The following is a 24041-nucleotide window of genomic DNA, read 5'->3' as shown; positions in this document are numbered from 1 at the left end:
TGACTGTGCGTTGGGGTCTAGCTGGTGTGCTGTGCGACGGGGCGGGGTGCCTTCCGGCGCGGCGCCTCCGACCGCTTCCTGGCGACCGTGGTCCGCCACACCAGCACCGGTGCGAGGGCGGTCAGCAGGGCGAGCACGGCCCAGGTGCGCATCGCCACATGGGTGTGGCCGAGGAAGAACGAGGCGATCAGCGAGCCGCCGAAGACCGCCGCCCAGCCGAGATGGGTGGAGAAGGTGGCGAGCCGGTCGGGGCTGGCCGAGTCGCCCTTGGCGGTGACCACGAAACCCGCCTTGCGCCGCAGCAGTGCGCCGACCAGCGATCTGGCGTACAGCGGCGCCGACAGCGCGGACATCACCATGCCGGCCGCGCCGGAGGAGCCCTCTGGCTCGTGCGGGCTGACGTTGTGCCGACGGTTCCACAGGTACAGCCCGATCTGCAGGGCCGCGGCGTCGCTGTAGAGCATCATCCAGATCTGCGACTCGATGTGCACCCCGGAGGCGCCCAGCACCAGGAACAGCACGCAGGAGACGCCGCCGAGCAGCCAGTTGAGCGCCGACATCGGATAGAAGGTCACCAGCAGCGAGTAGTTGAGCAGCCGGCCGGGGGAGAGAGTGCAGTGCGTCTTCCAGAACTGCCGCAGCAGCGTCTCGTAGGTGCCCCGGCTCCAGCGCAGTTGCTGGTTGAAGAAGTCGGTCCAGGACGACGGTCCCTCGCCCACCGCGAGGACGTCCGGGGTGTAGACCGAGCACCAGCGGTTGCCGGTGCGCGGATTGCGCCTGCGGTGGATCTCCAGACCGGTGGCCATGTCCTCGGTGATGGAGTCGTACAGCCCGCCGATCTGCCGTAGCGCACTGATGCGTACGCAGTTGTTGGTGCCCACGAACATCGGTGCGCGGTAGGCGTTTCCCGCGCGCTGGATAAGCGCGTGGAACAGGAACTGCTGGCTCTCCGACGCCTTGGTCACCGCCGTGTCGCAGTTGCCGTACACCTGCGGGCCGACGACGAACGCCACGTCGGGGTCCCGGAAGTAGCCCAGCATCCGCTCCAGGAACTCCGGCAGTGGAACGTGGTCGGTGTCCACGCACGCCATGAACTCGTAGTCGCGGCCGTGCTCGCTCAGCCAGGAGTTGTAGTTGCCGTGCTTGGTCTTGGCCCGGAACGGCCCGCTGGGCCGGTTCCACTTCTCCACGCCCTTGCGGGAGAAGTGCCGTACCCCCAACTCCTCGCACATCTGCCGGACTTCGGGGGCGTTGCCCTCGTCCAGCAGCCAGATGTCGAGCGGACCGTCATGGCGCAGCCGCACCGCCCCCTGCAAGGTGGCGCGCACCATCTCCAGCGGTTCCTTGCCGGGTACGAAGCTGGTGAGGAAGGCCACCCGGGTGCCCGGCTCGGGCCGGACCGGGATCGGGTCGCGGGCGACCAGCGTGGCGTGTGCGTTGGAGACCACGTTGATCACGCGGAAGCTCTCGATCAGCCCGATGGAGACCAGCATCACCGCATCCGCCGCGGACTCCCATGCGGGCACGTAGTGCCGGTGCACCCAGTGCTCCGGCAGCATCAGCCAGACCAGCAGCAGCAACGAGACCACTGGCGCCGCGCCCAGCAGCAGGGCGCTGCGCATCCGGTGCCCTTCGGCGGCGATCAGGCTGCGGTAGCGCACCTGGTACGTGCCGTCGGTGCCGGTTTCGGGTTCGGTGAGGGGGCCGGCGAGTTGGCTGAAGCGTTCGTAGTCGTACTTGCCGGAGTGCCGTGCTCCGCGTCTGCTGGCGGTCCGCGTGCTGGGCTCGCCGCTCGGCGAGCGAGGACCCGGCGCGATGGCCGGGACCGGCAAGCGGGTGTTCGTAGCCGTACGATCTGTCGTCTGCCGGTCACTGTCCTGCGAAATCGTCACAGCATCCCCGTATGCGTAGCGAAGACTGACGCCCCAAAAGTCACGAATGTCGAATTTCACGCAGAAGATAACAAACGATTTATGGATGGCATGACAGGCGGATCGTCGGCGCGGCGTGCGTTCGTCCGGGGTGGTCAGGCGATGGATGCCGCCCGGCGGCGGGGGACGAGGTTCTGGATCCGAGCGTCAGTGCCAGCTAGGGGCAGACCGTCGAGGCCCCCAGTGGCCCGCCGCCCGCGGTGTGGCCGATCCAGACGCCCGGCGCGAGGTGCGTGGCGATCGACAGCAGCGCGGTCGGCGCGCCGCCCCTGCGCATCGCTCGGCCTGCACCGTCCTAGCCACACCGTGATGGACCGCGCCCTGGACCACCCGAAGGGCGCCGCTGGCCGGGGTGTCCCTGAGCCGAACGCGAGGTGAGAGCGGAACTCCCCGTTCAGCGCAGTGCCTTGGCCGCCACCCGCAGGTCCGCCAACAGGCCCTGGTACGCCGTCTCCCGGTCGTCTGCGCGCAGCACCGCGGAGGGGTGGATGGTCGCGACGAGAGGCGGGCCGCCGTCCCCCTCCAGCGGGAGCGTCAGCAGGGTGCCGCGTTCCCTGGTCACCCGGAACGAGCCGCCCAGTAGGGCCTTTCCCGCCGTCGCGCCGAGGGCGATGACGACTTCGGGGTCGATCAGTCGCAGTTCGGCGGTCAGCCAGGGTTTGCACGCGGCGACCTCGTGCAGGCTCGGGGCCTTGTGTATCCGCCGCTTGCCGCGCGCGTCCCACTCGAACTTGAAGTGCTTGACCGCGTTCGTGATGTACGTCAGCGCCGGATCGATGCCCGCCTCGTCAAGGGCCCGCATCAGCACGCGGCCGGCCGGCCCGACGAACGGCTTGCCCTGGCGGTCCTCCTGGTCCCCGGGCTGCTCGCCCACCAGCACCACCCGGGCCGAGGCGTCCCCCGAGCCGAAGACGGTCTGGGTCGCATCCCGGTACAGGGGGCAGCCCTGGCAGCCGGCCGCGGCTGCCCTGAGCCCCGCCAGATCCGTGCCGTCGGGCACAAAGGGCCCGGCGTCGTACGCTTCCGGCTCGCCGCTGCGCGCCATGGCGGCCTCCGTCCATCCCGGCGGTCCCTACGGCCCCCTCTGGCCTGCGGCTACCCAGGCGTGCGCATTTCAGGCCGCTACGGAACGGATGCGCACGTTCACGTCGGGTGCCTGCTGCCGAGCGCCGGGTGTGAACGCTAGGTGCGCCGCGCGGAGTTGGGCGACGCAGGTGCGGGGTGCGGATCAGCGTCTCGCCGCGGTGAAGACTCCCGCGCGTGCCGTTGCCGCGGCGGCTCCGGCGGCGCGGTCCGCAGCCCTCACCGGTCGGAGGGGCTGCGGGGTGAGGGCCGATCCTCCGCGGCCGGTCAGGGCGCGCCCGGTCCTGGGCCGACGTCGTCGGGCGTGGGCCCAGGGGCTGCGCCGCGGTCGGGAGCCGCGGCGAGGCCGGGTGCGGGAGCGGTGTTGATCCGGGGCAGGGAGTACGGATGCTCGCGCCGCAGCCAGTCGATCAGCCGTTCCCGGATCGTGCAGCGCAGCGTCCAGATGTCGGCGGAGTCCTTGGCGGTGGCCAGCGCCCGCACCTGGATCGTGGAGGGCGTGGTGTCGGTGACCACCAGGCTCCACGCCCGTCCGTCCCAGGCCTCGGACTCCTTGAGCACGTTGTGCAGTTGGTCGCGCAGCAGGTCGATGGGCGTGGCGTGATCGAGGTGGAGGAAGACGGTGCCGGTCATCTGCGCGCTGCCGCGCGACCAGTTCTGGAACGGATGGCTGGTGAAGTAGGACACCGGCATGGTGATCCGCCGTTCGTCCCAGGTGTTGACCACCAGGTACGTCAGCGTGATCTCCTCGACCGTGCCCCACTCGCCCTCCACGACCACGGTGTCGCCCAGTCGCACCATGTCACCGAAGGCGATCTGCAGTCCGGCGAAGAGATTGCCCAGCGTGGACTGCGCGGCGATACCGGCGACCGCGGCGATCACACCGGCTGACGCCAGTACGGAGGTGCCGACCGCCTGCATGGCCGGGATCTGCATCAACATCACGGCCGCCGCGACCACGGCCACGGCAGCGGTGACCACCCGCTGGATCACCGTCACCTGGGTGCGTACCCGTCGGACCCGTGCGGGATCCTGCGAGGTGGCGGCGTAGCGGGCGTAGCTGGACTCGACCACGGCAGTGGCGACCCGCATGGCCAGCCACGCGAGCGCGCCGATCAGCACCAGCGCCAGCACCCGGTTGATGCCGGTCTCATGCCCGTGCCCGATGTGCGCCGCACCGTAACTGGCCAGCAGCAGGCCGACACACAGCGCTATCCGCAACGGCCAACGGCACCGGCGCAGCAGATGCCACAGCGGGCTGTCCGGGTGCCGGGCGCCGATCCTGCGCAGTGTCCGGTCAGCGGTCCAGCTCACCGCCAGGGTGATGGCGATGGTGCTTCCTGCGACGATCACCGGTCGCAGCACGGTCTCCATATCAGCCTTCCTCGGACTCGACACGTCGAGCAGTGGCGCGCGGCTGCGGCTGCCACTGCGACCGTAACCGGCACGACTGGTGCGCGTACCCGCCGACCCGCGTGACCAAGCTCACCCTCACCGGCCGTCCGGTCCGGGGCCGCAGGACCTTCCGGAAGGACGTCGAGACAGCAGCCGGTCAGCGGCACAACGGCTCCCGCGGCGCCGTGCCAGCGTGTCGGGCCCGCGGGGCGCCGCACGCGGGACCAGTTCCTCGGCACCACCAGCGTGGTGAACGACCGGTACGCGGGACGTGGTCAAGCTCACAGCGAAGGCATCCGGAAGGCGCGCCTCGTGTGGGCGCGCGGCTGCCTCACTCCCCGCCGCCCGGGGCCCTCAGGTGGCTATGGCGTGGCTGATCAGGGCGCGGGCGGTGGCCACGGAGGTGGGGAGTACGGCCACACCCAGGGCCCCTCGCGGCCAGCTGGGCCAGCACCGGCCGAAGCTGACCGGGCGCTCGATGGTCATCGCGCATGGGGACCGGGGCGTGCGGTTCCTCGCCTACCCGATCTCCCGGCGCACCGCCGAGCGGGGCCGGGCGCTGCTCAACTGGGTGGCCATGGTCCAGGTCGCCGAGCCTGGCCCACTGCCCGAAGGCACCGGCTGGAACCGAGCCCTGCCCGTCGATGACCTGCTGCCGTACTTCGCCGACTGGACGTCCGACTGGTTCGACGTCCGGGGCCTGATCCATGGCAGCGCCGAGATCCTCGGATATCCCATGGTCGACCGGGATCCGCTCCCGGCCTGGGGCCAGGGCCGGGTGACGCTGCTGACGGACGCGGCGCACCCGATGTATCCGGTGGGCGCCAACGGTGCCTCCCAGGCGATCGTCGACGCCCGCATCCTCGCCTTCGAACTCGCCACCAACGCGAACCCGTTGACCGCTGCGGCCCGCTACGAGCTGGCCCGCCGCCCGGCCACCAACGCCGTCGTGCTCGCCAACCGGAAGATGCACCACGCCGGGTTGACGGCGGCCGTTCGCGACACACCGGACCTCGCCCGCTCCGGGGCACTGGCACCGACACCTGCCGGAACACCATCGGCGCGGACGTGGCCATCCTCAACGACCGCGCCTCGCTGACCCCGCCCCAACGACGAGGAGTACGGCGAGTGTTATATGAGCGGCTCGGCCGACACCGGCTTCGCGCTCGCCCGTTGGACTTCTTCGTTCCCCGGGCCACCCCGCGTCCGCTGGCTCGCTGCTCCAACGCAACCGGCCGACCGGCGCGTTGGAAGGGGCTCGGCGACGGGACCACCTGTGGGTTGGCGAGTTCCGGGCCAGCCCCCGCCCGCGGTCCCACGAGCGGCTGAGCGGCGATCCGGCGTGGCACACGCACGCCCTGCCGACCAGTCACAGTTGTCATGCGCGAAGGAGCGGACGGCCTGCTGAAGATCCCTTTGGACGCGGCCGAGCGGTAACCAGCCGCCGGAACAGGCCGGTTACGGCTGGGAGAACAGCCCGATGCCCTCGGGGACGAGCCGCTCTGTGCCGTCGCACGGATGGTTGCGCACGGTCGCCCGGTCGCTTCCGGGGCCGCGGGCGACCAGGGTGGCCGAGCCGCCGCCGTCCAGGTCCACCGCGTTGTCCGCGCCGATGGCCCGCATCGCGTGGGCGAACTGGGTCAGCGTCATGCCGTGGTGGCCCTGCGGATTGCCATCCAGCGCCAGCAGATACAGCCGGTGGCCACCGGCGCCGTAGCCCGCGCCCGCCCGCACCGCGCTCTGCCGGTCGTCCAGGTCGTTCAGCGGGCGGCCGTCGCGCAGGATCGGTACCGCCCCTATGGCGAACCGCAGCGGCCGGGGCTGAACCCTGGCCAACTGGTGAGACAGGCCCTGCTGTTCACCCTCGGCCAGTTGCCGCAGGACCTGTGCCAGACCGGCCGGAGCGGTGCCCTCCTGAGAGACGGTCTCGGCGGCCATGGTCAACGGCGGTGTGGCGGCGGGGATTCCGGCCTGCTGGTGTTGTACGTCGACCTGGTCGCCGACGCGCAGCTGCTTCAGCGCCTGAGCACCGCCATCCCGGCCGACCAGCACCACGGTGTCACGCGGGATCGACCCCGAACCGGGCTGTGCGGCAACGGAGTCGACCCGGCCGCCGCGCACCGTCACCTCGTACGTCTGCGCACCGCACCCCATGGCGCGCGGGCCGCAGACCGCGCGGTAGCGGGAGGCCTTGCCCCACTGGTCGGTGAAGGCGGAGATGCCACCCTCGGGAATCGCGTACTGGTTGAAGCCGCGCAGTGCGAGGGCGCCGTGTGCGGTGTTGACCGAACCCGTCACCGACACCCGGTCCAGGCGTGCCACGCCGTCGGTGCCGATGCCGATCACGTCCTCCACCGAGGCGCCCCGGGGCAACCGTGGCCCCATGCGCTGACTGCGCGGCGCCGCGGCCTTGAGCACCTCGCCCTCGGAGATCGCCGGTCCGACGGCGGCGCCGGTCGCGGTCGCCCCCTTTATGTCGAAGAAGTCCCCGTTCACACCGGCCACCGCGCCCTGCGCGTTGGCCATCCGCGACACGGTGTCCCGCGCCGCCACCGCCCCGGGCCGCAGCAGGCCCACCCGCACCCGGCGGTCGTTGAGATCGGCGATCAGCACATGGCCGTAGGCTATGCCGCGCCCGGCGGGCACCGTGAAAGCCCGGTACTCGACGCCGGGCGCGACCTGGAAGCGTTCGGTGAAACGCACGGCGCCATCGGCGGAAGCGTTGATCACTCCGGTTCCGGTGCTCAGCACACCGGTGAGGATCAAGGACACCCAGGCCGCCCGTGGGCGGCACACACATCTGGCCACGACTTCCCCAAGTGCTCATCGGATACGGGATATCCAGATGAATACCCGTGAATTCGTGCCGATTAGCTGGGATATGCCTACATGGCCGACGGACTCGCCGCGTTTGGCCGCGCAGGAATTGCGGGACAGCGCGCGGTGTGGTTTCTGATTGGTCAACGGTCCGGTTGATCAACGGGATTGGCCGGTGCGGTCCTCGTCGATCAGCGTTTGCGCGCCCGACTGGGCTGTACGCGGGTCGGCTCGCCCTCGACCTTCGGATGGTCAGGCGGATACGGCATGTCGCCCAGGCCCTCGTCACGAGCCTGCCGTTCGGCCAGTTCCAGCAGGGGTTCCAGACCGAAGGCATGATCGGCCATGTCCGCGTGTACGTCGCCGAGTTCGGCGAACCGTACCGGAACGGTGGCCAGGTCGAAGTCCTCCGGCTCCGCCTCGGACAACTCCTCCCAGCGCAGCGGTGTGGACACCGTGGCGCGCGGCTGGGCGCGCAGCGAGTAGGGCGAGGCGATAGTGCGGTCCCTGGCCATCTGGTTGTAGTCCACGAACACCTTCTCCCCGCGCGACTCCTTCCACCAAGCCGAAGTGACCCGATCGGGCATCCGCCGCTCCAGCACCCGGGCCAGCGCGATCACCGCCTGGCGGGCCTCGGTGAACGTCCAGCGCGGCAGCAGCGGCACATAGACGTGCACACCACGACCGCCGGAGGTCTTCGGCCAGCCGCGCAGCCCGTGCTCCGCCAGCAGCTCGCGCAGCGCGTACGCGGCGCGTACCGCGTCGCGGTAGCCGGTACCGGGCTGCGGGTCGAGGTCGATCCGCAGCTCGTCGGGGTGCTCGGTATCGGAGCGCCGTACCGGCCAGGGGTGGAACGTCAGACAGCCGAGGTTGGCCGCCCACAACACGGCGGCCGGTTCAGTGGGACACACCTCGTCGGCGAACCGGCCGCTGGGGAAGGCGATCCTGGCCGTCGGCAGCCATTCGGGCAGGTTCTTGGGGGCCCGCTTCTGGTAGAAGAACTCGCCCTCGACGCCCTCCGGGAAGCGCTGCAACGTCGTGGGCCGGTCGCGCAGACCGCGCAGCACGCCGTCGGCGACCGCCAGGTAGTAGCGGGCCACGTCCAGCTTGGTGAAACCGCGCTGCGGGTAGTACAGCTTGTCGGGGTTCGACAGCCGTACCGTGCGCCCGGCCACGTCCAGCTCGACGGCTCCTGCCATGGCTCCACGCTAGGTTCTCCTCGCCGTCGCCGCGCGCCGTGGCCCACCCGGCCGCAACATCGGAGTATGCGCCTGCCCGTGATGCCGCCCGTCGCCCCGATGCTCGCCAAGTCGGTGGCCGACATTCCGCCGGGCATGCAGTACGAGGCCAAGTGGGACGGCTTCCGGGCCATCGTCTTCCGGGACGGCGACGAGGTGGACATCGGCAGCCGCACCGGAAAGCCGCTGACCCGCTACTTCCCCGAGGTGGTGGCCGCGGTACGTGCCCAGCTGCCGCCGCGGTGCGTGGTGGACGGGGAGATCGTCATCGCCCACGAGGGGCGGCTGCACTTCGAGGAACTACTGGAACGCATCCATCCGGCCGCTTCCCGGGTCCGTACGCTGGCCGAGCGCACGCCCGCCTCGTTCGTCGCCTTCGACCTGCTGGCGCTGGGGGACGACGCGCTGCTTGACACACCGCAGGAGGCCAGGCGGCGGGCGCTGGTGGCGGCTCTCGAGGACGCCGCCGCGCCGGTGTACACCGCACCGGCCACCATCGACGAGGCGCTGGCCCGCGAATGGTACGGCCAGTTCGAGGGCGCCGGTCTGGACGGGGTGGTCGCCAAACCGCTCGATCAGGCGTATCGGCCGGGGGAGCGGGTTATGTTCAAAGTTAAACATGAGCGGACCGCGGACTGCGTCGTCGCCGGATACCGGTTCCACAAGAGCGGTCCCGTGATCGGCTCCCTCCTGCTCGGCCTCTACGACAGCGGCGGCCGACTGCACCATGTGGGGGTCTGCGCCTCGTTCCCGATGGCGCGGCGGAAGGCCCTGGTCGAGGAGTTGGCTCCGCTGCGGCTGGACGACGTGTCAGACCATCCCTGGGCCGACTGGGCCGACGAGGAGGCGCACGCCACGACCCGGATGCCCGGTGGCCCCAGCCGCTGGAGCGGCGGCAAGGACCTCAGCTGGGTGCCGCTGCGCCCGGAACGCGTCTGTGAGGTGGCCTACGACCACATGGAGGGCTCGCGGTTTCGCCATACCGCCCAGTTCCGCCGCTGGCGGCCCGACCGCTCGCCGGAGAGCTGCACATATGACCAGTTGGAGGAACCTGTTAGCTATGACCTGTCAGAGCTACTGGGCGGCTGAACGCCCGCCATGCTCGGCGAGGCCGTAGGCGCCGCGAACGCCGAGAATGTCCAGGCGGCTGAACGATTTCATCATGGGGACGCTGGCCAGTTGGCTTTCCACCGTACGGGTGACTGGCTGTGGGTGAATGTGATGGTCGGATAACGTGTGGCGTCGCCGTCTGTGTTTATTTCCTGGCCCACTGCTGAGGATCACGTATTCAGGCGGGGCCATCGCGGCCACGGAGAAGAGCTGGCCCCGCAAGCGGCTGGTCGGCGCGTTCATCGGCCAGCCGCTCCAGGCCCCGGCGGGGGGCGCCGTTCTCGGCCCACCCCGCCGACGTGGCTCTTCGGGAAGGCCGTGGATCACTCAGGCCGAACTTGTGCCGCCTGCATGCCTTTTTGACCCCTCTCCGCGACGAAGCTCACGGACTGGCCCTCCTTCAGGGACTTGAAGCCGTCCGACTCGATGGCCTTGAAGTGCACGAAGAGGTCATCGCCTCCGCCTTGCGGAGTGATGAAGCCGAACCCCTTCTCGTCGTTGAACCACTTCACCGTGCCGGTCTGCCGATCGCTCACGAGGCCGCCAATCGCCGTTTCCAGAGGCCACATGCCCCTACCGAATCGGTCACTCCCCGCTTCGGCCGCCGCTCAACCCTGGAGGGCAGCGATCAAGAACCGCTCGGTGCCGAGCATCAGCGCCATCCGGCTAATACTCCAGCGGCAGTTCGTGGTGACCCGTGGGGCAGAGTAGGCCCATGTCTACGTACGAGACGATGTCGTTCCACCTTGAGACCAAGCGGCTGATACTGCGGCCGTGGGCCGAGTCGGACGCCGCTGAGTTCCGCGCCCTCCTCTCCGAACGCGGCAACGGGACGCCCACGGTTGAGCACACCCGGACGGCCATCGCGAAGCTGCTCACCGCAACGGCGACAACCGGGATCGCCCTGCTGCCCATCCAGCGCCGTAACGAAGGCGACTTCATCGGCTATTGCGGGTTGATCACCGGCCGCTCCACCGTAGAGGAGCCTGAAATCGCGTATGAGCTGTTCCAGCGCGCGCATGGGCGTGGTTACGCCACCGAGGCGGCCAGCGCGGTGCTCGATGCCGCTATTGCGACCGGGCGGAAACGGCTCTGGGCGACCGTCGGCGCTTGGAACACACCGTCGTTCCGTGTACTTGAGAAGCTCGGGTTCGAGCGGGATCACGTTTCCAGGGACGACAGCGGTGAAGTGGTGTGGCTCACACGCTCGTTGCCGTGACGCGGGGGGCGCGCCCCTGGGCTTCATGCTGACGTGATCGAGTGTGCTCAGGCCGCGCGGGCCGCTTGACGGCAGTGGTGGCTGGCTCGGGATCGGGCTTGGTGGCGTTGACGCCAGTGGGACCAGCTGAGCCGGTGGGCCATGTCGGGCCATGTCATGGATGCGTTCGGCGACGAGGGCGGTAAACAGACGGGTGAACTCGTTGCAGGTGAGCGATATCAACGTGTCCGAGGCGGGACGGCGGGTGTGCTCGTCGGCGCGAAGCACGGCCAGGAAGGCGTGGGCGAGCATGGCCAGGGTGCCCCAGCGGGCCCAGCAGGTGTAGCGGCGGTCCTGGTGTTCGTCCGGGCAGCCCGCCCGTTGCCGGCCGGGAACGTCTCCTCGATGCACCACCTTGGTGCAGCGACCCGCACCAGCGTCGTCAGCGGCACCGGTTGAGGCGAGTAGAAGCGGTAGTGGCGAGTCTGCCAGTGGTGCGGTTGCGGCGGATCAGCAGGTGGCGGTGGCCAGCTCGGGGGTCGAGCAGTGCAACGCCCAGTGTGGAAGCGTGAGAGGGCCTGAAGGGCCGTCCGATGCATCGCTCGCCTGTCGCTTGGACCGTAACGGGCCCGAGAAAGGTCCCTGCGTGCCCGTCTGTGGCGCGAACTCCGCCTGCCATCGGAGGAGAGAAGCACCTACTCCGTCCACGAGGTGCTCAGCAGCTCGGGCCGGTTCAGCGGTGTTGGCGGGGTGTCCGTCGGGAGACGGCGGCGATGATGAGCAGGACGATGGTGAGTAGTGCTGCGGTGGCGCCGGCGTCAGGCCAGGACTTGCCGTCGGACCAGTGCTGAATCAGCACGGCGAGGCCGCCACCTGCGATGGCGAGACTGAGGATTCGCATCCACCACGTGAATGTGTTCATGGTTGTGCGCCTACCCGCAGCTGCTTTGGCGACTCGGATAACTGGCTGATGTGGCAGGGCTGTTACGCGGTCGGGCCAGAAGAGTGAAACCACATGTCGATGTTTCTACCCTTGACGTGACGGTGTACCGAGGTCGGCGCGTCCGGCGCCAGCCCACACGTCGCATGCGCGGCTGCACGCTGCCGTTCGTACCCGGCACAACGCGTGCTGGAGGGCCCTGGAGCAGTCGGCCGTGCCGAAGGGCCTGCAGCAATGGCACTGCGGCCGACCCACCCGGCAGCAAGCCACCGTCTCCAACCGCCTCCGAAAGCCGCCGACTTGTCGTCACGGGGGGAAGGCGGCTGGCGCAATCGCCGCACTCACGACTTGACGCGAGTACGCTTGCGAGCCGAACGGCGTCGCAACACGCGGCGCTCGTCCTCGGACAGACCACCCCACACGCCCGACTCCTCACCGTGCTCCAGCGCCCACTCAAGGCAGACGTCTGCGACCGGGCACCGCTCGCAGACGGTTTTGGCCCCCTTGATCTGCAGCAAGGCCGGGCCAGCCGTCCCAATGGGGAAGAACAGCTCAGGGTCCTCGTCGCGACAGGCGGCCTTGTCGCGCCAGTTCATGATCGCCTCCAATCAACTTGAGCTCCCGTTGGCCTGGGGCCCGCCACGGCTCAGGTACGGCGACACAACGCCACAACCCCCGTTCCGCAACGGGACTCCAGTGTTCGCGTGCCCCGATATACCGGGCTGTACCAACCTGTCGCTCGAAGACCTGCCGGGGTAAGCCGGACCCCCCGGCCGGAGGGTGATCTGTTGACCTGGCGGTGGTAGGAGATTGCGTCGCTGGCACGGTCGAATCCCGCCTCAATCTCCGATGCCCCAGCGCACCATGGCCAAGGTCACTGACGAGCTGGGACCTGCCCACGGCACACGGTGTGAATAACCTGAGAAGCACTACGAGCGCGAGCGCTACTGCTGCAACAGCGGTGCCCAAGCCGCTGCGCCGTTCCGGCCCGCCAGCGTGTTGCCGCAGCTGTCTCGAACTGCCAGGAACTGCTGCGCTACACCTAGCCTGAGCAGGCACGCAAGAGGGCCTCAGAGATCGGGGTTTGGGCAGTTCTCTGCGCGGCAGGCTTCACCTATGGGCAGTGAACTGTGGACTGGCTCAAGTGAAAGATTTCGGTTGTCCAGCGTGACGGCATGTGGCCGGACGACGGTGGCAGCGATCGGGGAGGTCGATCTCGACTCCTCGCCGCAGTTGAGCGCCGCACTCGATGTGGCGGTGTCAGATGGTGCTGACCGCGTAGATGTGGACTTCAGCCGGGTGACGTTCTGCGACTGTGCCGGGTTGAACGCCTTGCTCGCAGCTCGTTGCCGGTGCTGGGGAGCCGGGGTCGTGTTCGGCGTTTTCGGTCCTGTCTCGCCTGTTGTGCTGAGGCTGTTCCGTGTGACCGAGGTGATCGAGACGCTACCGGTTCGGTAGGCGGCCTGAAGTATCTGCCTGGGGCCCCGGAGCTTCACCACGCTGTGAAAGGGACGCTCACCCGCGGGAAAGGCCTCCCGCCGGACGAAGGCACGCTCTGACGAGCTGGGCGATGCCTCCGATCCTGATGTCTGGTGTGACGCCGTCGAAGCGCCGCGCGGCGCCAGGCGACACAACCACGCCTGTGGACGGCCGAGTTCCATTGCACGGGCGCGTGCTGTAGCGGGCATGGCTGCGGACTTTGTCCCAAGGTCAGCCGCCGGGGGCAACAGCACGATCCGCGGCCCCTCGCGGCCTGTGGCTGGGCTGTCTGTCTGTTGGGCGGCCCGTGGCGGCCGTACCCAGTCAACTGCGCGCTATGGCCACCTACTTCAAGCTCGCAGTGGTCACGGAAGTCATGGAATGGTCAGCACCGCCTTGCCCGTGAACGCGCGTCCGGCGGGGGCGTCGGGCAGGGCGTTCCAGCCGTCGATGTAGCCGATCGCGGGATGGAGCTGGCCATCCCGGAGCAGGGCGACGAGGCGCTCGAGATCCGTGCCGAAGGGGCCGCTGGCGTATGAGAGGAAGGACTGCAGGCGGGCGCCTTCGTGTGCGGTGAAGTCGTAGATCGAGACTGTGCCGGGCTCGCCGCTGGTGGTGCCCGTGGCTGGTCGAACACTCCTCCTGGCGCGCTGCCTTCTGGCTCAACATCCCCTTCGCCGCCATCGCCATCGCCCTGACCCTGTGGTTCGTACCCGAATTCCGTAGCACCCGGCCCGAACCCATCGACGTACCCGGCGCATTGCTGGCCGCCGCCGGTTTGCTGGCCTTGGTCGCGGCCATCATCGAAAGCCCTCAACTCGGCTGGAGCAGCTGGCCGGTTCTCACCGGCTACGGCCTCGCCGCTCTCCTGCTGCTGGCCTTCCTCCTGTACGAACAGCGGTGCAGCCATCCCTTGCTGCCGCTCGACCTGCTGCGAGGCCCCCGCATCGGCCTGAATGCCACCACGCTGGCATTGATGTCCTTCAGCCTCCTGGGTGCTCTGTTCGTCATGACGCTCTACCTGCAAGGCGTGCTCGGCTACACCCCCGGGCAGGCCGGACTGCGCACGCTCCCGCTTCCGGCCTCTCTCGCCGCCGGTGCCGCGGCATCCCAGCCCGTGGTCGTCCGTTCGGCGAGAAGTCGGCGGTGCTCTCGGGCCTCGCCCTGGTCACCTCCGCCTTCACCGTGCTGACCACGACCAGCACCACATCCGGCTACGGCCACCTCGTCCTCTTCCAGATCCTGGCGGGACTGGGGGCGGGTGTGGTGTTCTGCCCGGCAACCGCGGCCGTCATGGGGGCCGTTCCCCAGCACAGTGCGGGGCTCGGTTCCGCGATCAACGACGCCACCCGGCAGATCGGGGCAGCAGCTGCCCTGCCCCAGCTTCCCGCCAGCCAGCAGACCCGCCTGGCCAACGTCGTCGCGGAAGCCTTCATCATCGGTATGACGCGCACCGCCACCATCACCGGCGCGGTCATCCTGGTCACCGCGGTAGCCGTCTCGTGCAGGTACCCCACCCAAACGGCACAGGCACAACCGCACCCCGCGTCGTCTTGACGAAGCCTGAGCGGTTGGGTGCCGATATACACGTCCGCGTAGTTGAGACGGTCACGCAGGCGTGGACAGCCGGAGCCGTGAAGGTCGGCCGCACCCGCGGATCAGTGACCGGATCAGGTATTGGAGCCCACACGACTCCGTCTGTGATCCAAGCCCTCACTTGGATCCGGTACGGGAACGGGTATCGCTTGCGTACGCGGCGAGACCGTCAGCCATGCGCTGCATGAAGCGGGTTAGGTACCAACGCCAGAACCGGCCGGAGAACCGCAGCTTTGGCTCAAAGCTTCCGGACCACGTGATGTCGGTGCCACCTTGTGTTGCCGGTGTGAGTTCGACGGTACCTCGATAGGACCGGAAGGGACCGCTCAGGTTCTCGTAGACAAACCGCCGGTGAGTGATCAACTCGACGATTGTCTCCCGGGAGATGACGCGGCCGGTGCGAAAAATCCTGGTGTCGCCGACCTTCTGCTGACCCTCGGGGTCGCCGCCGTCCGCGATCGCCGCCGCGTCGATCGGTGACCACAACGGCCACGTGGCTGCGCAGGTGAGCGCCGCGTAGACGGCGTCGGGGTTCGCGCGCGAGTGCGAGGCTACGGCATACGTATACGGCACCATCCCATACTACGCTCGCACTTACGGTACTGGCCTTCGTGTGAGCGCTGTGAATTCGACCCGTAGGTCGCACGCCGAGGGCATCGTCGTCCGCTACGCGGCGCTGGCGCGTGACTTTAAGTGCCCAAGTGGATCAAGCGCCCAAAGGCACAGCAGACCTGACGGGGCATCGGAAGGGGCTCCCGTCATGCCCGACGAGTCCCACTCCGGATTTGGGCGTCCTGTCAGTTGGGGCAACACAGAACCACTCCACGGCGCGTGCGAAGCCTGGAAGCCGGAAGTCACCACCAGTCTTGGCTGTTTCGAGCGGCGGACCCTTCTGTGGCGTTGGCCGGTCGGCACTGCGCAAATATGCTTTCGGGCACCGGCACCATCCACGTCAAAAGGATCGTGTATGAACTGCGGTTCGGCCTCGGACGTCGGCGCACTGTCCGACCCCGCTCGGGGCGATGGGCAGGGGGCGATCCCGTCAGAGCCGGCAGGCGGTCACCGCGAACCGCCGGCCCTCAGACATGACCAGGAGCCCTATGTCCGAGAATGAGGCCACCTGGTGGCCAAGTCACGACTCGTTCGACCTCGCGGACTCCGAGCCGACCGCCTGGCTGTCGGAGCAACTGACCGCAACTACCGTGAGTCAGGTCCGGGTCAGTTCGCTCAACCTTGATTTCACCTTACGAGACGACCCGGTAAACGCCGAACACGTGCAGGTACTTGCCGGGGTCGGTGACGAGTTGCCACCGATCGTCGTCCACGAGCCCTCCGGCCGGGTCATCGACGGAATCCACCGGGTCAGGGCCTCGTTGTCGCAGGGGCGGAAGTACATTTCGGCGATACTGTACGAAGGCTCGGACGAGGACGCTTTTGTCATCGCCGTCCGGCTCAACACGGCGCACGGCCTGCCACTGTCGCGCGCGGAGCGATCCGCTGCCGCCGAACGGATTCTGCGAACCCACCCGCAGTGGTCGAACCGCATGATCGCCTGGATCACCGGCCTGTCCGAGGCCACCATCCGGGCGCGGCGCCACGACGCCGTCGAGCCTGCACTCCAGTCACGCAACCGGATCGGGCAGGATGGCCGGATCAGACCGGTGAACGCCGCCGAGGGGCGCATGCGGGTCAGCCGACTGCTCGCCGAACGACCGACCGCGTCGGCTCGGGAAATAGCGAGGCAAGCCGGTGTCTCGCCGAACACCGTGCTGGACGTGCGGCGCAGGCTGGCCCAGGGGCAGGAAGCGGTACCGATACGGGCTCGGGCCGGCGGCAAGGACGAGGCCGGGCGGGCGAACCAGTCGACGACCGCCGCGGCACCGCTGGCGGTGCCGCGCGACCTTGAGAAGATCACCGAGACCATCCTGGTCAGCCTGATGGCGGATCCCTCGATCCGGCTCAGTGACCGCGGCCGGTTCCTGATTCGCTGGATGCGGGCCAATCGGGAGGCGCTGAACAGCAGAACCGACGTCGTCTACGCGATCCCGGAACGCTGGTCCGTCCCGGTGGCCAAGTTGGCTCGGGCTTATGCGGTGTTCTGGCAGGACCTGGCTCGCAGGTTGGAAGGCCGGCCGGAGGATTCCGCTACCCATGTCGTCGGCTCGGAGGCCGCTGCGAGGCCACTGGGGCACAACGATGCCGGACTTGAACCTCTCCGCCAACCGTAGACATCCCGAAAGCGCGCAGAGCTTCACCGGACGGCGATCACCGACGGGAGTTGATCCGACGGAGAGCCGGTGCACAGCAGGGAAGTCAGGCCAACGAGCGCAACAAGCCGGTGATCGTCGCCGGTTTGCTGTCGGAGCCCAACCGCCTTACCAGGTTGTCCAGTTCGCCGACTGCCGCGTCGTCCACCGCACGTCCCGCGTTCATCCGGAACTTGGTGGTCAGTTCCTCGGGCGTCAAAGGGTTCTCCGGGCCGCCGCGGTTGTGCCTGACCCGTTCCTCGAGTACGTCTCCGTTGGCCAGCCGCACGGTGAGTACGGCCGGAAACTGGTGCGGAAAGATTCGGGTGCACTCCGGGTCGGCCAGCGGGTACACCCGCGCGGCCAGGGCCAGCCGAGCCGGATCGGCCACCGCGCGATCGGTGAAGTCCTCGTGGGACACGCCGAGACCGCCCCCGCCGAGCAGGGCGGCGGCCACCGTGTACGGACCGCTGAACGCGCCGTGGTAGCCGGACAGTGGCCGACGTTTGTCCTCGATCGGCTCGGCGATGGTGCGCAACACCGGTTCGGGCACACCGAGGGTGATCTCAGTGATGGCCGCCGGATCGAGTCCGGTCCGCCGGAACCGTAGTGCGGCGTCCACACCGGCATGGGTGAAGTGGTTGCAGGGGTAGGGTTTCACGAAGATCCGGTCGCTCTCCCATCGCTCACCGAGATCCCGGGTGACAGCGTCGATGTCGAACTGGTCGCCGCAGAACGCGCGCAGCAGGCCGAAACGTCCCTCCAGCACGGTGGGTGGCCCGGTCAGCCCGTTCCGGGCGAGAGATGCGGCCACCACACCGGCATGTGCCGCCCAGCCGCAGTGGACCCGTTTGACCGTGCCGCCGGTCCGGTTGGCTTCGATGACCCCTGACCCCATGCTGCACGCGATGCCGACGGCAGAGGTCAGTTGCGCGGCGGTCAACCCGCGGAGCATGCCGGCAGCCACTGCGGCGCCGACCGTGCCACAGATCGCGGTGGCGTGCTGGCCACGGTCGAAGTACACCGAGTTCGCGTGCTGCTCGTCATAGCCGGCCATGCCCAGTCGGCAGGTCACCTCGACACCGACGGCCACCGCGTCCAGGAAGGACGGTCCGGATGCGTCGGTCGACTCCGCGACGGCGAGTGCCGCCGGGACAACCGCGGCCGATGGATGCAGCACCGAGGGCATGTGTGTGTCGTCGAAGTCCAGGGAGTGCGCGAGCGTTCCGTTGACCAACGCCGCCGAGGGGGCGGGCAGCCGGGTGGCCGAGCCGATCGCGGTGGCGTCCGGCGCGCCGCCCCATTCACCCACCGTCGCGGCGACCACCTCGGCCGGTTGCTCGCACAGCGCGGCAAGGCAGTTGCCGAGCAGATCCAGTACCCGACCGGCGACGTCCGCGCGCAGTCTCGCCGGCAGTCCGTCCCTCGCGACGCGCTCGGCCAGCGCGCCCAGTTGTTCGGCCGGGGTCGGATTCACGCGCCCACCACCGCGATCGGCCGGATCGGGGAACCCGTGCCACCCATGATTCGCAACGGGGCCACCACGATGGGGAATTCGGTCAGACCCTGCGCCGCGGCCTGCTCCAGGTTGAGGTGTTCCATGATGTAGATGCCGTGCTCGACCAGGAGCAGGCGGTGCACCGGCAGTGTTCGGTGGCCCTCGCCCGGCGGGATGCGTTCGTAGGCCGTGGTGTCGGCCCCGGTGGCGACGATGCCGTACGCGGCCAGCCAGTCGGCGGCGTCCTCGCAGATTCCGGGAACGCCGGTCGCCTGGCCCAGATAGGTCTCCGGGTGGGGGAAGTTGATGGCCCACCCCGTCCGTACCAGGGCCACGTCGCCGGGGCCCGGCAGTACCCCCGCGCGCTCGGACGCGTTCACGAGGTCCTGCCGGGTCACCCCGTAACCGGGCTCCAGCACGTCCACTCCTCGCGTGCCGGCCACGTCCAGCAGCACCGCCCTGGCGACCAGCGGGGGAATCCGCTCGGCACCGTGCTCGGTGAACGCACCTCCGCGCTGGGCTGTCTCCGCGTCCACACCTCCGTGCAGCTTTCCGTCCTGGCTGACGTGCGCCAGTGCGTCGATGTGGGTGCCCACATGCCCACCGGTGATGATCACCTCGTTGCTGGCCGAACCACCGTCAGGCCGTCGCATGTCACCATGCCGGCGGGCGAGGGTCATCCGAAACCCCGGATGGTTGGGTGAGCAGGGCATTCCGGTGAACAGCGGCTGGCCCAACTCGACAGTGCGAACTCCCTTGGCCAGCGCGGCCAACAGCGCGCTGGTCTGCGCGTCCGTCATACATCCCCCCGGTAGCTCAGCGGCTTCAGCGGATCGGCTCGGCACCCTGCACGCTCAGGCTGCGGGCCACGAGTTCGATGACGTCCGTACTCCGGTCGACGAGGAAGAAGTGGCCGCCCCGGAACACCTCCAGCTCGGTCGGCGCTGTGGTGTGCTTCGCCCAGGCCCGTGCCTCGTCGAGCGTCACCCGGGGGTCACTGTCACCGACGAGCACGGTCACGGGGCAGTCGAGCCGGGCCTGAGGATCGTGCTCATACCGCTCGATCGCGCGGTAGTCGCTGCGAACGGCAGGCAGGACCATGGCGAGCAACTCCGGGTCCGTGAGCATGGCCTGGTTGGGCCCGCCCAGCCCCTGCAGTTCTGCCACCATCTGCTCGTCCGAGCCCTTGTGTACCTGCTCGTCCCGGTAACAGGACGGGGCGCGCCGACCGGATGCGAAGAGTCGCGCGGGCGAGGGCAGTCCGGCTTGACGCATGCGGATCGCCACCTCGTAGGCGAGTATCGCGCCCATACTGTGCCCGAAAAGCGCCAGAGGCCGGTCGTCCAGGTGTCGCAGCACCGCGAAGATCTGATCCGCGTACTCGGGGACGTTGTCGATGCCGGGCTCGTGACGCCGAGCCTGCCGGCCCGGGTACTGGATCGCCATGACCTCGACGGCGGGACCGAACGCCTTGGCCATGGGAAAGAAGAAGCTCGCCGAGCCGCCAGCGTGGGGTAGACATACGAGTCGTACTGAAGCAGCCGAGGCCGGATGAAAAATTTTCACCCATTTCTCGAAGTGCGCAGATGAACTCGGCACGGCGAATCTCCTTTTGCGCGGAGCCCCTTGTCCCGCACGTCGGGAGATTACACCGCCGCAGGCGGTGGTTGGCATCCTCCGACCTGATAGTTTCGACCTGCGGTGCCGACGGCCGCCGAGGCCACCGCCCCAACGTGACCACTCCGCGGCCGACAATCCCAACTCCACCCGCGGCCAGCCCGCCTGCGCCGTCGAAAGCCGAACCGTAGGCTGAGAACGCCGAGTTCTATTTGCGTGCCACGGGTTCGGCACCGCGCCTCCCGCTCTCAGCGATCGAATCAAGTCACGAGCTATCTGATGACACACGCCATAACTGGCCGCAATCTGAAAGCATTTTCGTTTCGCGGCGAGCGGGACGTGATTCGGGTTTCCGTATCGGACGCATCCGGCGGATGTCCCGCCCGACGACCGGATCGGATCCCCGGGAGTCGGGTCAGTCGAGCCACTCCGGGCGGCAGGAGCCCCGGGGAACCAGGACGGTGCGGTAGTGGCCCGGGGTGGCGGACATCCGGATCTGTTCGGTGACGCCCTGGTAGTGGCCGAGCGGGGTGTCGGCGGTGAACAACTCCGGGTCGTGGTAGGCGTGCTCGGGGCCGCGCCCGGCGGTGGTGTGCGCGTACTCCCGGTCGAACACACCCAGCCCGAGGATCCACAGTGCGGCTCGGGTCAGCGACACGTGCACCCGGTAGCTGCCGCCGTGCACCGCGCGCCGGCACAGTGCCTCCACCGCTCCCGCAACCATCAGCCAGGAGACGATGTAGTCGTTGACCACCAGGATCGGCGGCAGCGCGGGCTTCGATCCGGCTGAGCCGTTCGAGCCCAGCCCGCCCTCCAGGTGCATCATCCCGGTCAGGCTGCCCGCCGTCTGGTCGAACCCGACCCGCCCGGCCCACGGCCCGGCCGGACCGTTCAGCGAGGCGCTGACGTGCACGATCCCCGGGCGCAGCTCGGCTGCCTGCTCGGCGGACAGTCCTATGCGCTCCAGGTAGCCGGGCCTGCGGTTGGCGTAGAAGACGTCCGCTCCCGCCAACAGTCCGCGCACTGCCGTCGCGTCGTCCGCCGCGCGCGGGTCCAGCACCGTGGAACGCACCCCGACGTTCGCCGTGGCGTAGGTGACCGGGTGTTCCAGCTCCTGCGGGCGCCACACGTTGAGCACGTCCGCGCCGTGCAGCGCGAGTGCCCGGCCCGCCCCGGCGCCGGCGATCACGTGCCCCATGCCCAGCGCGCGCACCCCGGCCAGCGGTGTGGGCGCCCCGGGCGGCAGTGGCTCGGGTTCGGACTCGCCTATGCGTTCCACGGCGACCAGCGGCAGATGTGCCAGGTGGTCGCGGTAGTGCGGCTCGGCGAACAGCTCGCCGGTGGAGCGCAGCATCGGCAGCACGCAGCCCGCCTCGGCAGCGGCTTCTTCCAGTTCCCGACCGGTCCATTGGGCCACGGCGGCACGTACCGCGTCCGCGTCGTCCGGTACGCCGAGCAGCTTCTGCGCGGCGATCTTGATCTTGGGGTACGGGTTGAGCGGCATCACCCAGCGGTCGTCGGCGGTGCGGTAGAAACCGAACGCGAACGCCTTGCTGCCGGCGTTCGCGGGGGAGCCGAGCAGGCGGCCGTTGATCGTCTCCCAACGCTGGTCGTAGAACGGGCACAGCCGGTGCGGGGTGACCCGCAGGTCGACCGCGATGTCCTGGCCGTCGCCGCCGCGCAGCCGCCACAGCTTGGCCACCGCCACCGACTTCGCGGCCAGCGCGATCGCCGCGGCCCCGCCCAGGCGCAGAGTGCTGGGCACCACCGGGTCGGCCCCGGCGAACTCGATCCGCCCGCCAGTGTCCGCCGGGCTCATCCCGATTCCGGCCAGCACCTCGGCCAGCGCGGCGTGGGGGTCGAACTCGTCGTGCGCCACCGGATTCGCCACCGCCGCCGCGACCCGCCCGGTCAGCTCCGCGTCCTGGCTCAGGTTCGTCATCGTGCGTTCCCTAAAGTTGAGTTGTTCCGGGCGAGCATCCGGATGCCCAGGGCGATGGGTGGCGCTGACCGTAGTTTTGTCGCGAAGCGACTCCAGGAGCTTCGTATGGACCTGCGCCGACCGCTCCCCAACTGGCTTACCGGCTCCAGCAGTTACCCGTACCTCGGCAGCGCGGTCGCGAGAGATGATGCAGAGGCAGGCACCGACTCGCTCGGGGATCAACGGAATCGACACCCACTTGACTATCCGAGGCCGGTTCCGCGTCCTTTGCCGGGGCAGGCAAAGGAACATGACGTCACGTCACACGCGAAGCCCGAGCATTCGTGATCACGCAATGACCTTGCCCGTGACCGTGGAGACATCGATCGGGCCGGGCTTCTTCCCGGCCCTTTCTCCCCGTCCGAGATCTGGATCAGCGCACCGGTGCCGGGGTCAGCGAGGCGGTCAGCCGGTCGAAGCCACGCAGGTTCCGGGTCGGCTTGCGGTCGCCCTCGTCGAGCAGGGTCAGATCCGGGAAGCGCCGGTAGAGCGCACGCAGCCCCACTTCGCCCTCCATCTTGGCCAACGCGGCACCCAGGCAGTAGTGGATGCCGCTGGAGAACGCCAGATGCTTGCCGGCGTTCGCGCGGGTGACGTCGAACCTGGCCGGCTCGGTGAACACCAGGGGGTCACGGTTGGCCGCGCCGAGCATCACCACCACGATCTCGCCCTCGCGCAGCGCGACCCCCGCGATCTCGGTGTCCTGCAACGCCCGCCGCGAGATCCGCTGCACCGGGGACTCCACCCGGAGCATCTCGTCCACCGCGTTCGGCCACAGCTCGGGACGCTCGGCCAGCAGCGCACGCTGGTCCGGATACTGCTCAAGCAGAGCGATGCCGTTGCCGATCAGGTTCACCGTGGTCTCCAACCCGGCCGCCAGCACCAGCATCGCGGTGGCCAGCAGCTCGACCTCGGTCAGCTTCTGGCCGTCGGTGTCCGTCGAGTTGACCAGGTCGGACAGGATGTCCTGGCCGGGGTTGCGGCGCAGCGCGGCGAAGTGCCCGCGCAGCCAGTCCAGCAGGGCGTCGATGTCCTTCTGCGCGGCCAGGAACTGCCGCCGCGACATGCCGGGGTCGAGGTGGCTCGCCGCCGCGTCGCTCCAGATCAGGAACTGGTCGCGCATGTCGGTCGGGGCGCCCAGGATTTCGCAGATCACGACCGTCGGCAGTTGCGAGGCATAGTGCCGGACCAGGTCGACGGGCTGCTGCACATCCAACTCGGTTAGCTCGTCGAGCAGTTCCACAGCCACCTGCTCGGTCCGCTCCCGTAGTGCCGTCACGGCCTTCGCGGTGAACGCGCGGGTGACCAGCTTGCGGTAGCGGCTGTGGTAGGGCGGGTCCACGGCGACCATGGAGGGCGGCTCGAACACACCGCGCGCCGCGCCGGTGCCGGAGGCGGCCAGGATCCGCCGGATCAGGCCGGGCGCGCCGCCGAACGTCGCGGCGCCCAGCGTCGCGGCCCGCAGTACGTCGGTGGCCACGCCATGGCGCACCGTCACCTTGCTGGCCAGCCCGCCCACGAACGGCTCGTCAGTGCGCAGCGTCTCGTAGTGCGGGTACGGGTTCGCCCGCACCTGCGGATCGGTGACGCGGCGCGTGGCTGGATTGTCCCGGGCGGCCTCCCTGCGCATCACGAGCCTGATCAGCCCGTGGGTGAGTGCCCAGCGCGCAGTGTCCGGCAGATGCAAAGTCGCCTCCCCGGTCGGAAACCGTCATGCGAGCAATGTATTTGCCGTGCCGGGAGCGAGCCAGCTGTCTGAGTGGGCCGTGCGTCCGGTCACGCCGACGCGGGTGGCGAGTAACGTGGTCGAGGCCATGCGCCGGGCGACCGACCGGCGCCCAGTGTTCAACCGCGCGGAAAACGCAGTCGAAAACCGGGTTGCGATCAGCAATGGTCCGCCACCGACGGTGGT

At 69.1% G+C, this 24041-nt stretch carries 22 protein-coding genes and 1 pseudogene; 7 read left to right on the top strand and 16 right to left on the bottom strand.

The genetic code is table 11. The features are described from left to right. Positions 1 to 17 precede the first annotated feature (17 nt). From O5O46_RS08265 to O5O46_RS08255, 3 genes are all read right to left on the bottom strand, one after another. Positions 18 to 1832, bottom strand: a complete 1815-nt coding sequence (locus tag O5O46_RS08265; RefSeq protein WP_269854643.1) for a glycosyltransferase family 2 protein — start codon at positions 1830 to 1832, stop codon at positions 18 to 20. 493 nt (positions 1833 to 2325) lie between these two features. Continuing rightward, a complete protein-coding gene (locus O5O46_RS08260) occupies positions 2326 to 2976 on the bottom strand; it encodes a UdgX family uracil-DNA binding protein (RefSeq protein ID WP_269854642.1) in 651 nt (216 codons plus the stop codon). 305 nt (positions 2977 to 3281) lie between these two features. Then, entirely contained in the window at positions 3282 to 4388 is a 1107-nt protein-coding gene (locus tag O5O46_RS08255) for a mechanosensitive ion channel family protein (RefSeq protein WP_269854641.1), read from the bottom strand. Between the two features lie 385 nt (positions 4389 to 4773). On the opposite strand from O5O46_RS08255, the gene O5O46_RS08250 reads away from it, so the two are divergent. Next, positions 4774 to 5508 (top strand): FAD-dependent monooxygenase, encoded by a 735-nt coding sequence (locus tag O5O46_RS08250; RefSeq protein ID WP_269854640.1) that lies wholly within the window; start codon positions 4774 to 4776, stop codon positions 5506 to 5508. A 359-nt stretch (positions 5509 to 5867) separates the two neighbouring features. On the opposite strand, the gene O5O46_RS08245 is transcribed toward O5O46_RS08250, so the two are convergent. Both O5O46_RS08245 and ligD read right to left on the bottom strand, forming a co-directional pair. Then, complete coding sequence (locus tag O5O46_RS08245) at positions 5868 to 7181, bottom strand: phosphodiester glycosidase family protein (RefSeq protein ID WP_269854639.1); 1314 nt, start codon at positions 7179 to 7181, stop codon at positions 5868 to 5870. Between the two features lie 236 nt (positions 7182 to 7417). Continuing rightward, a complete protein-coding gene (gene ligD / locus O5O46_RS08240; protein ID WP_269854638.1) occupies positions 7418 to 8425 on the bottom strand; it encodes a non-homologous end-joining DNA ligase in 1008 nt (335 codons plus the stop codon). A 66-nt stretch (positions 8426 to 8491) separates the two neighbouring features. On the opposite strand from ligD, the gene O5O46_RS08235 reads away from it, so the two are divergent. Continuing rightward, positions 8492 to 9553, top strand: a complete 1062-nt coding sequence (locus O5O46_RS08235; protein WP_269854637.1) for an ATP-dependent DNA ligase — start codon at positions 8492 to 8494, stop codon at positions 9551 to 9553. On the opposite strand, the gene O5O46_RS08230 is transcribed toward O5O46_RS08235, so the two are convergent. Both O5O46_RS08230 and O5O46_RS08225 read right to left on the bottom strand, forming a co-directional pair. Next, the gene (locus O5O46_RS08230) at positions 9539 to 9817 is read right to left on the bottom strand and encodes a hypothetical protein (RefSeq protein WP_269854636.1); all 279 of its coding nucleotides are present in this window, start codon (positions 9815 to 9817) and stop codon (positions 9539 to 9541) included. The genes O5O46_RS08235 and O5O46_RS08230 overlap by 15 nt on opposite strands. A gap of 80 nt (positions 9818 to 9897) precedes the next feature. Then, the gene (locus O5O46_RS08225) at positions 9898 to 10110 is read right to left on the bottom strand and encodes a cold-shock protein (RefSeq protein ID WP_269855140.1); all 213 of its coding nucleotides are present in this window, start codon (positions 10108 to 10110) and stop codon (positions 9898 to 9900) included. A 179-nt stretch (positions 10111 to 10289) separates the two neighbouring features. Between O5O46_RS08225 and O5O46_RS08220 the strand changes: the two genes are divergently transcribed. Further along, on the top strand, positions 10290 to 10793 hold the full coding sequence (locus O5O46_RS08220; protein WP_269854635.1) for a GNAT family N-acetyltransferase: 504 nt from the start codon (positions 10290 to 10292) through the stop codon (positions 10791 to 10793). A gap of 47 nt (positions 10794 to 10840) precedes the next feature. On the opposite strand, the pseudogene O5O46_RS08215 reads toward O5O46_RS08220, so the two are convergent. The 3 genes and pseudogenes from O5O46_RS08215 to O5O46_RS08205 all read right to left on the bottom strand — a co-directional run. Beyond that, positions 10841 to 11325, bottom strand: a pseudogene (locus O5O46_RS08215) (IS701 family transposase); the annotation flags it as partial. Positions 11326 to 11505: 180 nt separating this feature from the next. Then, positions 11506 to 11694 (bottom strand): VPDSG-CTERM sorting domain-containing protein, encoded by a 189-nt coding sequence (locus O5O46_RS08210; protein WP_269854634.1) that lies wholly within the window; start codon positions 11692 to 11694, stop codon positions 11506 to 11508. Positions 11695 to 12053: 359 nt separating this feature from the next. Continuing rightward, positions 12054 to 12308, bottom strand: a complete 255-nt coding sequence (locus O5O46_RS08205) for a WhiB family transcriptional regulator (protein ID WP_269854633.1) — start codon at positions 12306 to 12308, stop codon at positions 12054 to 12056. Between the two features lie 520 nt (positions 12309 to 12828). Here O5O46_RS08205 and O5O46_RS08200 point away from each other — a divergent pair. From O5O46_RS08200 to O5O46_RS08190, 3 genes are all read left to right on the top strand, one after another. Then, the gene (locus O5O46_RS08200; RefSeq protein ID WP_269854632.1) at positions 12829 to 13170 is read left to right on the top strand and encodes an STAS domain-containing protein; all 342 of its coding nucleotides are present in this window, start codon (positions 12829 to 12831) and stop codon (positions 13168 to 13170) included. 781 nt (positions 13171 to 13951) lie between these two features. Beyond that, on the top strand, positions 13952 to 14383 hold the full coding sequence (locus O5O46_RS08195) for a hypothetical protein (protein WP_269854631.1): 432 nt from the start codon (positions 13952 to 13954) through the stop codon (positions 14381 to 14383). After that, entirely contained in the window at positions 14338 to 14748 is a 411-nt protein-coding gene (locus O5O46_RS08190; RefSeq protein WP_269854630.1) for a hypothetical protein, read from the top strand. Before O5O46_RS08195 ends, O5O46_RS08190 begins: the two co-directional genes overlap by 46 nt. Before the next feature lie 156 nt (positions 14749 to 14904). On the opposite strand, the gene O5O46_RS08185 is transcribed toward O5O46_RS08190, so the two are convergent. Then, positions 14905 to 15363, bottom strand: a complete 459-nt coding sequence (locus tag O5O46_RS08185) for an SRPBCC family protein (protein WP_269854629.1) — start codon at positions 15361 to 15363, stop codon at positions 14905 to 14907. A 524-nt stretch (positions 15364 to 15887) separates the two neighbouring features. Here O5O46_RS08185 and O5O46_RS08180 point away from each other — a divergent pair. Beyond that, the gene (locus O5O46_RS08180) at positions 15888 to 17015 is read left to right on the top strand and encodes a ParB/RepB/Spo0J family partition protein (protein ID WP_269854628.1); all 1128 of its coding nucleotides are present in this window, start codon (positions 15888 to 15890) and stop codon (positions 17013 to 17015) included. Between the two features lie 85 nt (positions 17016 to 17100). Here the strand turns inward: O5O46_RS08180 and O5O46_RS08175 are convergent, their stop codons facing one another. From O5O46_RS08175 to O5O46_RS08155, 5 genes are all read right to left on the bottom strand, one after another. Next, complete coding sequence (locus O5O46_RS08175; protein ID WP_269854627.1) at positions 17101 to 18510, bottom strand: MmgE/PrpD family protein; 1410 nt, start codon at positions 18508 to 18510, stop codon at positions 17101 to 17103. Next, positions 18507 to 19331 carry a cyclase family protein gene (locus tag O5O46_RS08170; RefSeq protein ID WP_269854626.1) on the bottom strand — a complete coding sequence of 275 codons (825 nt, stop codon included), beginning with the start codon at positions 19329 to 19331 and terminating at the stop codon, positions 18507 to 18509. The genes O5O46_RS08175 and O5O46_RS08170 overlap by 4 nt, the downstream gene beginning before the upstream one ends. Before the next feature lie 25 nt (positions 19332 to 19356). Continuing rightward, positions 19357 to 20097 carry a thioesterase II family protein gene (locus O5O46_RS08165; protein WP_333482354.1) on the bottom strand — a complete coding sequence of 247 codons (741 nt, stop codon included), beginning with the start codon at positions 20095 to 20097 and terminating at the stop codon, positions 19357 to 19359. Positions 20098 to 20563: 466 nt separating this feature from the next. Next, entirely contained in the window at positions 20564 to 22090 is a 1527-nt protein-coding gene (locus O5O46_RS08160) for a CoA transferase (protein WP_269854624.1), read from the bottom strand. 412 nt (positions 22091 to 22502) lie between these two features. Continuing rightward, positions 22503 to 23816 carry a cytochrome P450 gene (locus tag O5O46_RS08155; protein ID WP_269854623.1) on the bottom strand — a complete coding sequence of 438 codons (1314 nt, stop codon included), beginning with the start codon at positions 23814 to 23816 and terminating at the stop codon, positions 22503 to 22505. Positions 23817 to 24041: the final 225 nt, after the last annotated feature.

It is taken from the genome of Streptomyces sp. RPT161 (assembly GCF_027533845.1).
Classification (GTDB): Bacteria; Actinomycetota; Actinomycetes; order Streptomycetales; family Streptomycetaceae; genus Streptantibioticus_A; species Streptantibioticus_A silvisoli_A.
Note: the sequence above shows the minus strand (reverse complement) of the source record. Positions and strands in the feature narration are given on the sequence as shown.